Origin of the sequence: Catenovulum agarivorans DS-2, from assembly GCF_000568405.1 — a bacterium.
Lineage (GTDB): Bacteria > Pseudomonadota > Gammaproteobacteria > Enterobacterales > Alteromonadaceae > Catenovulum > Catenovulum agarivorans_A.
In genome coordinates this window covers 1-1103 of sequence record NZ_ARZY01000096.1, presented here as the reverse complement: position 1 = coordinate 1103, position 1103 = coordinate 1, and the positions used below count along the sequence as shown (strand labels likewise).

Genomic DNA, 1103 nt, shown 5'->3' with positions numbered 1-1103 from the left:
TGCCTGCATCTACAACTAAGGTTGCTAAGCTATGAGTGTTGGTATTTAACGTGATATCTGCATTGCCCGCTGAGGTATCAATATCTGTCGTACCCGATACAGTTAGCGTACCTGAATCTGACACAGCTCCGCCTGCTGTTATGGTCAGTGCTGATGCCATTATGTCATCTAAATCGAGCGCGTCTGTTTCATCAACCAATACAGTGCCTGTTCCAGCTGCGACTGTGAAGATATTTAAGCTATGCGTATTGTTGCCTAAATCTATATTTCCATTCGCTGTTGAGGTGTCTAAATCGGTTGTGCCTGTGACTGTGAGTGCACCTGCGTCTGTTACTGATGCCGCATCTGTTACCGTTAAGTTGGCCATTGAACCTGCATTTAGGGTTAATGCACCAACTGAATCAACCGCGACATCCCCTGCACTGTCTACTTGCAGGGTTAGTGCGTCTGTTTCGTCAATATCAACATCACCTGTGCCTGCTTCAACAATTAAGGTGTTTAGGCTATGGGTATTGGTGTTTAATATGATATCTGAGTTATTCGCAGCTGTGTCTATATCCGTTGTGCCTGATACCGTTAGTGTACCTGTATCTGATACTGCACCGCCTGCTGATACGGTAAAGTTCGCCGCTGTAATATTGCCTAACGCAATCGCATCTGTTTCGTCTACATCTACTGAGCCTGCACCCGCATTAACTGTCAGTGTCGCTAGGCTATGGGTCGCTGTGTCTAGGTCTATATCTCCGCCCGCAAGTGAGGTATCAAGGTCGGTTGTGCCTGTCACCGTTAGCGCGCCTGTGTCTACTATCGAGGCTGCTTCTGTAACAGTTAGGTTGCTCATTGAGCCTGCATTTAAGGTTAATGCGCCAACTGAATCAACTGTTACATCTCCTGCATTATCCACTTGTAGGGTTAATGCATCTGTTTCATCAATGTCGACATTGCCTGTTCCTGCATCGACTATTAAGCTGCCGATTGAATGGGTGTTGTTATTTAAATCAATGTTTCCATTGGCTAACGAGGTGTCTATATCTGCTGTACTGGTGATGCTTAACACACCTGCATCTGTAATAGAATCTGCTTCAGTCACCGTTAGGTTGGCC

Annotated in this window: 1 protein-coding gene; it reads right to left on the bottom strand. The window is 46.0% G+C overall.

The genetic code is table 11. The annotated features are described in order from the left end of the window. The coding region (locus DS2_RS20630) for a beta strand repeat-containing protein (protein ID WP_035016732.1) at positions 1-1103 on the bottom strand (1103 nt) is incomplete at both ends.